Annotated in this window: 4 protein-coding genes and 1 pseudogene; 1 reads left to right on the top strand and 4 read right to left on the bottom strand. The window is 70.9% G+C overall.

Annotated features, from left to right (window positions below; translation table 11 throughout):
* Nucleotides 1-67: 67 nt before the first annotated feature.
* The 4 genes and pseudogenes from ACWGI8_RS35160 to ACWGI8_RS35175 form a co-directional block, all read right to left on the bottom strand.
* Nucleotides 68-771 (bottom strand): annotated as a pseudogene (locus ACWGI8_RS35160) (transposase); the annotation flags it as partial.
* 117 nt (nt 772-888) lie between these two features.
* Nucleotides 889-1,935, bottom strand: coding sequence for an ABC transporter ATP-binding protein (locus tag ACWGI8_RS35165; RefSeq protein WP_453667244.1), 1,047 nt, complete (start codon nt 1,933-1,935; stop codon nt 889-891).
* On the bottom strand, nt 1,932-3,521 hold the full coding sequence (locus ACWGI8_RS35170; protein ID WP_453667245.1) for an ABC transporter permease: 1,590 nt from the start codon (nt 3,519-3,521) through the stop codon (nt 1,932-1,934). The genes ACWGI8_RS35165 and ACWGI8_RS35170 overlap by 4 nt, the downstream gene beginning before the upstream one ends.
* Nucleotides 3,522-3,523: 2 nt before the next feature.
* A complete protein-coding gene (locus ACWGI8_RS35175; protein ID WP_453667249.1) occupies nt 3,524-4,543 on the bottom strand; it encodes an iron ABC transporter substrate-binding protein in 1,020 nt (339 codons plus the stop codon).
* Nucleotides 4,544-4,865: 322 nt separating this feature from the next.
* On the opposite strand from ACWGI8_RS35175, the gene ACWGI8_RS35180 reads away from it, so the two are divergent.
* On the top strand, nt 4,866-7,508 hold the full coding sequence (locus ACWGI8_RS35180; RefSeq protein WP_453667247.1) for an AMP-binding protein: 2,643 nt from the start codon (nt 4,866-4,868) through the stop codon (nt 7,506-7,508).
* The last annotated feature ends 155 nt before the right edge of the window (nt 7,509-7,663 follow it).

Genomic DNA, 7,663 nt, shown 5'->3' on the forward strand with positions numbered 1-7,663 from the left:
CCTTCCCGCCTCAGCCACCGCAAGATCTCTCTGCCACCGCGGCTTGACGCCTATCCGCGTGGGATGTCTTGTCCCCGGCGACCGCGTCCGGCCGGATGCGGGGTCGGCCGACGGGCCCGCGTACCCGTACCTTCTTCAGGACGGGGATGAACTGCGGGCTGTCCGCTGCCTGGCCTGTGGTCAGGATGAACGCCAGCGGGTGGCACTTGCGGTCGGCGGCGAGGTGGACCTTGCTGGTCTGCCCGCCTCTGGAACGTCCGAGGAGGGCGGCCTTCAGCCGGAGTTTCCGCCGACGCCGGATGGGTCGTCGTTCTTCCAGCGCGGGATCACTTTCGGTCTCTTGCCCGTTTTGCTCTTCGAGGCCGCCCCCTTTGACCTGGCCTTCTCCTCCTCGGCCGCGGCTTTCTCCAGGGCGGTGACGACGTCCTCGTCGAGGTGCATCCCGGCCGCGTCGTGGTGGGCTCGGGCGGTGGTGGAGTCGATGCTGACCAAGGACAGGTCCACCTCACCCCGCTTCGCGGCTTCCGTGATCAGGCCCTCCAGCAGGGCCTCGAAGACGCCGGCGTCACGCCACTGCCGGAAGCGGTTGTGGACGGTCGACCAGGCGCCGAACTCCGTCGGCATCTCCCGCCACTGCCCGCCCGTCTTGAACCGCCAGATCACACCCTCGAACTGCTGCCGCAGCCGCTCGGGGTACGGGCCGTACTCGCCGATCGGCAGGTACGGCTCGATGAACTCCCAATCCGGATCGGTCAGTTGCACTCGCGTCACGTAAGACCGTCTATCGGACCGGACCGTGCCACGAAGGCACATCCCGCAAATTGATCACGACTCGATACGCGCCCTAGTGGCCGGCGCCGCTCCGTGCCGGACAGCGGCGGCACGTCATCAGGCGGACGCAGGGTGCAATGTGGCCTCTCCCATCACGCGAATGCCGGTTCGTCCGCCGGGGCGCACGGGCGCCGGGCCGGGCACCCGGACGTCGACCGGCTCGGCCATGCCGTCGACGGCGACGGTGACCATGGCGTCATGGCCGTAGAAGCGGACATCGGTGACCGTGCCATGGGCGTCCGCCGAAGCGGTATCGGTCAGTCGGAGCTGTTCGGGGCGGAGCAGCACCAGGCCCTCGCGCAGCCCGCTCGGCGGGGCGGCCAGTGCGACGCGGCCCAGGGCGGTGGTCGCCGTGTCCTGTTCCGCGGTGCCGGTGACCACGACCGCGTCGCCGACGAAGGCGGCCACCCAGGGGTCGGCGGGGCGGTGGTAGACGTCGTGAGGGCCGGCGCACTGGGCCACGCGGCCGTCCCGGACGACCGCGACGACGTCCGCCGTGGACAGGGCCTCCTGCTGGTCGTGGGTCACCAGGACAGCGGTGGCGCCGGTGGCCCGCAGGGCGGCGCGTACGTCGGCCCGCACTCCCGCGCGCAGGGCGCTGTCCAGGGCGTTGAACGGCTCGTCGAGAAGCACCAGTTGGGGTTCGGGAGCCAGGGCACGGGCGAGGGCGACGCGCTGTTGCTGGCCGCCGGAGAGCTCGTGCGGCATACGGTCGCCGTAGCCGCCGAGCCCGACCAGGTCCAGCATCTCGTCGACGCGTCCGCCGCGCGCGCTCCGCTCCAGGCCGGTCAGGCCGAACGCGACGTTGCGAGCCACGCTGAGGTGCGGGAAGAGAGCACCTTCCTGGGGGACGATGCCGATACGGCGGCGCTCGGGCGGCAGATGCACGCCGGGGGCGCCGAGGGTGCGGCCGCCGAGCGTGACGCTGCCCGCGTCGGCACGCAGGAAACCGGCGATGATGCGCAGCAGGGTGGTCTTGCCACAGCCCGAGGGGCCGAGAACGGCGGCGAGCGAGCCGCCGGGCACGGTGAGGTCGAGTCCGTCGAGGACCCTGACGCCGGGGCCGTATGCCTTGGCCAGTCCCGTGATCTGAAGGTCGGTCATGTTCTGTGCCTTCCAAGCAGGTAGGACGGGACGGCGGCGAGGAGGATCAGCGTGGCGGCGTAGGGGGCCGCGGCGGCGAACGACCCGGCGCCGGTCTCCGTCCACAGGCGGGTGGCCAGCGTGTCCATGCCGGTGGGGCGCAGCAGCAGGGTCGCGGGGAGTTCCTTCATACAGACCACGAAGGTCAGGGCGGCTCCTGCGGCGACCCCGGGAGCGGCGAGTGGCACGGTGACCTCGCGCAGTACCCCCAGCGGTGAGCGGCCGAGCGAGCGGGCGACGTCCTCCAGCACGGGCGGGGCCTGGAGCACGGCCGCCCGGGTGGCGGCCACCGCGACCGGCAGGAACAGCACGGCGTAGGCGCACACCAGCAGCGGTAGTTCCTGGTAGAGCGGGCGGGCGTAGCGGACCGCGAAGAACACTGTCGCGAGGGCGACGGTGATGCCCGGCAGGGCGTGCCCCGCGTACGCCGCCTGCTCCAGCAGATGCGCGGTCCGGCCCCGGTGGCGGGCCGCGATCACACCGACCGGCAGGGCGAGCAGGGTGGTGAGCCCGGCGCCCGCAGCGGCGACGCCGAGGGTGGTGAGCGCGGTGTCGGTGAGCGCGGCGGGTTCCCAGGTCGCGGAGGAGCCCACGGCCAGCCAGTAGCCCAACGTGCCCAGCGGGAAGGCGACGGCGAGCGTGACGACGGCGCCGCACCAGCCCAGCGCGGGCAGGCGCAGCCGGCCGAGGGCAGCGGGTACCGCAGGGCGTGCGGTGCCCGTGCCGGTCCTGGAATGCCCGGCACGGCCTCGGGTGCGGGCCTCGGCTGCCACCAGCGCCACGGTCATGATCACGAGGACGGCGCTGAGCGCGGCGGCCGGGGTGCGGTCGAAACTCGCCCGGTACGAGGTGTAGATGCCGCGGGTGAAGGTGTCGTACCGCATCAGCGACACGGCGCCGAAGTCGGACAGCACGTAGAGCGCCACCAGCAGCCCGCCGCCGGCGGCGGCCGGGCGCACCTGCGGGAGCGTCACCTGCAGGAAGGTACGCAGCGGGCCGTGTCCGAGCGAACGGGACACCTCCTCCTGCGCCGGGTCGGTGCCGCGCAGTGCGGCGGCAACCGGCAGATACACGTACGGGAAGCTGACCAGGGTCAGAGCCAGCGCGGAACCGGCGAACCCGGCCAAGGAGGGCGCGGCGGACAGCCAGGCGAACGCGGCGACATAGCTGGGCACGGCGAGCGGCAGCGTCACGAGCACCGACCAGGCGCGGGCACCGGGCAGCGCGGTCCGCGCGGTGAGCCAGGCCAGGGACACGCCGAGCACCAGGCACGCCATGACGACGGTGGCGGCGAGTCCGAGGCTGCGCAGAAGCAGCAGCCCGGTCCGTCCGTCGGCGACCACGTCCCACGCGAAGGCGGGGCCGCGCTCCAGCGCCCGCACGGCCAGGTAGCCGAGTGGCAGCACGGCGAGCGCCACGGCCACACAGGCGGGAAGGACCAGGAGCCATGAGGGCCGGCTTTCGGCGCGCCGGCGCCCGGCGGACGCGGGGGCGCCTGCCGGGCGGGAGCCACGACGCGACCGGACGGTGGAATCCGGTGTGGTCACCGTCAGACCATTCCGACGTCCTGGAGCATGGCCAGGGTTTCCTTCAGCGATTCGAGTTTGCCCAGGTCGATCTTCGGCGACTGCAGGGAGTCCAACGGCGGGAGCCCCTTGGCGGCGTTGACGCCGCCGGCGGCCAGCGGATACTCCTTGGTCTCGTCGGCGAAGTACTGCTGTGCCTCGGCGGAGAGAAGGTAGTCGACGGCCTTCTGCGCGTACGCGCTCTGCTTCTTGTCGGCGCCCTTCAGCATGCCCGCTCCGGCCACGTTGACCAGGCCGCCCGGGTCGCCCTTGGGCAGGAAGTGGATCCTGGCCGTGATCTTGTCCTCGCCCTCCTCGGCGGCCTTCGCGAACCAGTAGTAGTGGTTGAGCAGGCCGAGGGAGACCTCGCCGCTGTCGACGGCCTTCAGTACCTCGTCGTTCTTCTCGTACGTCTTGGGCTCGTTGGCCTTGAGTCCCTTGAGCCAGGTACGGGTGGCGTCGTCGCCCTCCAGGACGCGCATGCCGGTGACGAACGCCTGGAAGGAAGCGTTGGTCGGGGCGTATCCGATCTTGCCCTTCCACTCGGGCTTGACCAGATCGTGGACGGAGTCCGGCGGTGTCGCGGCCTTGTCCGGGTTGTACGCGATGACGCGGACGCGTCCGCTGACACCGGTCCAGTCACCGGCGGCGCTGCGGTGGGCGGGCGCGACCTTGTCCAGCGTCGCCTTGGGCAGCGGCGCCAGGCGGCCTTCCTTGGACAACGCGCCGAGGGCACCCGCGTCCTGCGAGAGGAAGAGACCCGCCTCGGTCTTGTCACCCTCCTCCAGGAGCTGCGCGGAGAGTTCGGCGCTGTCGCCGTAGCGGACCTCGACATTGGTGCCGAGGTGCTTCTCCAGCTTCTCGATGAGCGGTCCGACGAGGTTCTCGTTCCGGCCCGAGTAGATGACGAGCCCGGCCGGCTCGTCGCTGCAGCCTGTGAGGGCGGGGAGGAGCAGGGTTGCCGCGGCGAGTGCGGTGAGGCTGCGGGCCAAGGGGCGTCGCATGGCGGGTGATGCCTTCCTGCCGTGCTCACCGCCGTCACCGCGCAGGGCGATGCCACGGGCGAGCGGCGAAACGGTGCCGGGAGCGGAACCTGTGAACATGGCATTGATAAGGTAAAGCTTGCCTAAGGGTCAAGGGCGTCCTGTATAACGGCTCGGCCGCAGATGTCACCGCCGATCAGCAGGCGCCCCCGCTCGCTCACCTCCAATTCACCGGCATGCGCCCACAGTTGCCGCCCGCACGGTGGACCCCGTTGCCCTCGGCGCCCGGCCGGCACCAGCAGACCCCCTTTCGGATAAGGGAAGCCTTACCTACGATGCGCGCGTGACGCTCCACCCTGCACCGCTCACCAGCGGCAAGACGCTGCCCCTCGCCAACGACCTCGCGGTACACGGCGACCGGACTGCCCTGATCACCTCCGACGGCGAAATGTCCTACCGTGAGCTGGCCGCACGGGTGGCGGACACCGCCCTGCGCCTCGGCTCCGAGCGCCGGCTCGTGCTGCTGCCCGGCGCCAACACCACCGAGGCCATCGTCGTCCACCTCGCCGCACTGTCGGCGGGACATCCCGTGATCCTCGTGCCGGGTGACCATCCGGAGGCGGTCGAGGCGCTGACCGCCGCGTACGACCCCGATGTCGTCGTACGGCCGGCGCGGGGGCAGTGGGTGATCGAGGAGCGTCGCGCGGTCTCCGCCCATGAGCTGCACCCGGACCTGGCCCTGCTGCTCAGTACGTCCGGCTCGACCGGATCGCCCAAACTGGTCCGTCTCTCGCACGGCAATCTGCAGTCGAACGCCGAGTCGATCGCCACATACCTCGGAATCCACGACCACGACCGCGCCGCGACGACCCTGCCGATGCACTACTGCTACGGGCTCTCCGTCATCCACAGCCACCTGTTGCGCGGAGCAGGCCTCATCCTCACCGGCCTCTCGGTGGCCGATTCCTGCTTCTGGGACCTCTTCCGTGAGGCCCGCGGCTCGGCCTTCGCGGGCGTCCCGTACACCTTCGACCTGCTCGACCGGGTCGGTTTCGCCGACATGGACCTCCCCCACCTGCGGTACGTCACCCAGGCCGGCGGCCGGCTGGCGCCCGACCGGGTGGCGCACTACGCCGCCCTGGGGGCGCGCCGCGGCTGGGACCTGTTCGTCATGTACGGCCAGACCGAGGCGACCGCCCGCATGGCCTATCTGCCGTCCGAGCTCGCGGCCGCGCACCCCGCGTCGATCGGCGTGCCGGTCCCAGGCGGCTCGTTCCGCCTCGAACCGGTCGAGGACCGCCCCGGCCGGGAAACCGGGGAAGGGGAAACCGGGGAACTCGTGTACACCGGGCCGAACGTCATGCTGGGCTACGCCGACACCCCGGACGACCTCGGACTCGGCCGGACCGTGGACGAGCTGCGCACCGGCGACATCGCGCGGCGCAACCCTGCAGGGCTGTACGAGATCGTCGGGCGGCGCAGCAGGTTCGTGAAGATCCTCGGCCTGCGGATCGACCCGCAGCACGTCGAGGCGATGCTCGAACGGCACGGCGTCACCGCGCTCTGCACCGGCGACGACGAGGCACTCGCCGTCGTCGCCATCGGTGCTCACGACGTGGACGCGCGGCGGATACGAAGACTCGTCGCGGGCGAGTGCGACCTGCCCGCGCGCGCCGTCCGCGTCCACGTCATGGCCGACCTTCCCCGCCTGCCTACGGGTAAGCCCGACTACCGAGCCGTGCGCGAACTCACCTGCCCGGCCGACGATGCCTCGTCAGGCCCCGGCACCAGTCCGGACAAGGGCGACATCGAGGACCTGTGCATGCTCTACGCACGGATCCTGGACCGGCCGGACGTGAGGGAGGACAGCACCTTCGTCGGTCTGGGGGGCGACTCACTGTCGTACGTCGAGATGTCCATCAACCTCGAAGAGCGGCTCGGCCACCTGCCGCCCGACTGGCACACGACCCCGATCCGCGACCTCAAGCCGCCCGAGCAGAAGCTCCCCTCCCGCAGACGCGCCCTGGAGACCAGCGTCGTCCTGCGCGCCGTGGCGATCCTCTGCATCGTCGGCTCGCACATCCCCGTCTTCAACATCAAGGGCGGAGCACACCTGCTGCTCACCGTCGCGGGGTACAACTTCGCCCGCTTCCACCTCACCACGGCCGAACGACGCCAACGCACCCTCCACACCTGGACCAGCATCGCTCGCGTCGCACTGCCGAGCATGGCCTGGATCGGCTTCGCCCTCCTCGTCACCGACCACTACACCCTCACCAATCTCTTCCTGCTCCACAACGTCCTCGACCCACAGGACACCGGACCGGGAATACATCTCTGGTTCATCGAGGCCCTGGTCTACATCCTGATCGCCGCCGTTGCCGTCCTGACGCTCCCCGTTGTGGACCGGGCGGAACGGCGATTCCCCTACGGCCTGCCCCTGACGCTCGCGGCCCTCGGGCTGCTCACGCGCTATGACCTCGTGGGCCTCCCCGACCGCTCCCACATGACGGACGCGGTGACCGTCTTCTGGCTGTTCGCGCTGGGCTGGGCGGCGGCGAAGTCCCGAACCGTGGCGCAGCGTCTGCTCGTCACCGCCACTGCGCTGGTCACCGTGCCCGGCTTCTTCCCCGACGAGCCCATGCGCGAGGCCTTCGTCGTCGCCGGCTTCGCGCTGCTCGTGTGGGTACCCACCCTTCCCAGCCGCGAGCGCGTCAACCAGGTCGCCGGTCTCCTGGCGACCAGTTCGCTGTACATCTACCTGACCCACTGGCAGATCTACCCGCTCATCGACGGTTTCTCCAGGCACCTGGCGTTCCTCGCCTCACTGCTCTTCGGCATCGCCTACGCCACCGCCGCGACGCGCCTGATGCGAGGGCTGCCCCTCTTGCCTTTCCTGCCTTCCCTGCCTTCGCTGTCGCCGCTGCGCCGGCCGGGGCTGGACCGCCTCGCCCGCGCCCGCCTCATCCCTGGTCGAAGTCGGTAGTGACCCCGGCGCCGACGAGGCGCGTACCGCGGCCCCGCCCTCACTTCCACCCGTACCGGTGGGTCTATCAGGAATCAGGTGTAGTTCGTCTGTTTGGCCTATTGGTTCTTGGGCGGGCTGATCGGCCTACACTCGTCCGGCCGTAAGGCGGCCGT

It is taken from the genome of Streptomyces sp. NPDC054841 (assembly GCF_053611045.1).

Bases quoted from the DNA above. Each gene is read 5' to 3' on its own strand.
- ACWGI8_RS35175 (WP_453667249.1), bottom strand. From the start codon at position 4,543: ATGCGACGCCCCTTGGCCCGCAGCCTCACCGCACTCGCCGCGGCAACC.
- ACWGI8_RS35165 (WP_453667244.1), bottom strand. From the start codon at position 1,935: ATGACCGACCTTCAGATCACGGGACTGGCCAAGGCATACGGCCCCGGC.